This is a genomic window from Lactiplantibacillus xiangfangensis, assembly GCF_001438845.1.
Taxonomy (GTDB): Bacteria; Bacillota; Bacilli; order Lactobacillales; family Lactobacillaceae; genus Lactiplantibacillus; species Lactiplantibacillus xiangfangensis.
This window is the reverse complement of record NZ_JQCL01000049.1, coordinates 1-1,922: the sequence shown is the minus strand read 5'-3', so window position 1 is coordinate 1,922 and position 1,922 is coordinate 1. Positions and strand designations below refer to the sequence as shown.

At 35.0% G+C, this 1,922-nt stretch carries 2 protein-coding genes; both read left to right on the top strand.

Features of this window, described 5'->3' with window-relative positions:
* Nucleotides 1-335 precede the first annotated feature (335 nt).
* Nucleotides 336-1,142, top strand: a complete 807-nt coding sequence (locus IV64_RS03965) for a ParA family protein (RefSeq protein WP_010010558.1) — start codon at nt 336-338, stop codon at nt 1,140-1,142.
* 2 nt (nt 1,143-1,144) lie between these two features.
* The gene (locus tag IV64_RS03960; protein ID WP_020090532.1) at nt 1,145-1,513 is read left to right on the top strand and encodes a DUF5388 domain-containing protein; all 369 of its coding nucleotides are present in this window, start codon (nt 1,145-1,147) and stop codon (nt 1,511-1,513) included.
* The last annotated feature ends 409 nt before the right edge of the window (nt 1,514-1,922 follow it).

The following is a 1,922-nucleotide window of genomic DNA, read 5'->3' as shown; positions in this document are numbered from 1 at the left end:
CGGCCATGATATAATAGTCATTAAATAACGATGACTTTTATGTGGCGCTCACCGATTCCCGTCGGTGGGTGTTTTTTTGTATTCACTTACAAGTACAATTGTATTTCTCTCAATAAAGGAAATCAACACTTTTTTAAAAAATGTATACATTTTTACATTAGTACAAATACTAATGTAAAAATTAGTATTTGTATACTCATTAAAAACGCCTATATTGCAGTCTACATAGAGCTCATGTATACATTTTTACTTTTACACACTTGTATTTGTATACATGTACTAATTTTTGTGCTATGCTTTAAGAGCATTACACTACATATTTATGAGGTGATATTTTGGATAGCAAAGTCATAACATTTTCAAACTTTAAAGGCGGGACTGGCAAGACAACTAATAGTACAATGACTGGTATCGAGTTGGCACGTCGTGGGTATAAAACACTATTAATAGATTTGGATCCTCAAGCTAACGCCACTAATTTATATTTAAAAACTAAAAATAACGTCGGCGGTGAAGTAACTTCTTTTGATGAAACCTTGATGACCGCAATTAAAAACAAAAACCTCAAACCAGCTATCATCAACGTAATCCAAAATTTAGATATTCTTCCATCCTCAGCTGACTTTTCTTTATATCCTAGATATATGGAGAATATAATTTCTGACTACACCGATCGTGTAAAATACTTGTCTACCTTAATAAATCCGTGGAAAGATGACTACGACTACTTGTTGGTAGACGTTCCACCTACAATTAGCCTAATCACAGATACCGCATTATATATGACAGACTACGCGATTGTCGTTCTTCAAACTCAGGAAAGATCGCTTCAGGGTGCCCAGGCATTCATCAAATACATGCAAGATCAAATTATCAATGAATTCCACGCTCCGACATTAGATTTACTAGGAATATTGCCGGTTTTGCTGAAAAATGGTGCCCCTGTCGATAAGAGCACCTTAGCTAAAGCAATTGATATATTTGGTAAAGAAAATATTTTTGACATAACAATTAAAAATATGGAACGCTTAAAACGATATGATGTAACCGGGGTGACATTTAAAGATCAGTTTGATAAAGCAGTTCAAGACGTATACTCCAACGTTACTGATGAAATATTTAGCAGAATGGCTGGTGAATAGGAATGAGCGGATTATTAAACAATCCCAATCTAAAAAAACAACCAAAGACGGACCCACTTGATCGTGGACAAGATATCAAACCCAAAAACACCTTTACTACAGATGATCTTAAAAGTAATAATGGCAAACCATCAAAACCGGGAAAAAGCGTTGCAGATTCTGTTACTTTTTATGCTAACGTTAGAATCAACAACCATATTAAGAACAAAGCGGAAGCTTTATCTGGAATTGGTCTATATAAATCTCAAAAAGATGCCATTGATAACGCATTAGACTATCTCATTGATTCTTTAGACGCTGAAGACAAGCGAAAATTTACTTTTCAATTAGATATTCTGGAGAGTAGAGACGCCCGAACTAGGGGAAAATAATATCGCGCTCTCAGACAACACGTTCAGCTTTTAGACGTATACTTGTCCGTTTAAATTAAGCAGAATGCACACAAAAAAGTCCTCTATTATGCGGAATAGAGGGCTTTTCTGAAATCAGTACATACAGGCTTTGCTTAGGAGCGTTGCTTGTGTCCATTTAGGACATACACAATCATAGCACGTATTTGACAACTATATACACGTATAAGCAAACAATGCACGAGAATGCGTTTATATCACGTCTGAAAATAAAGTCACGAGATTATTACGTTATAAAATCGAAATTTTATTAGACCTCGATTTAAAATTGAAGTGCAACACCTGCTCTACTAGACCAGTTCTTTATTCAGACTCCTCAATTGTCAAATCAAGTGCAACACTAAGAATCTATTCTTAGAAGTGGTCTAGT

What these genes read in the sequence shown, in the direction of transcription:
- IV64_RS03960 (WP_020090532.1), top strand. Translation starts at nt 1,145, where the DNA reads ATGAGCGGATTATTAAACAATCCCAATCTAAAAAAACAACCAAAGACG.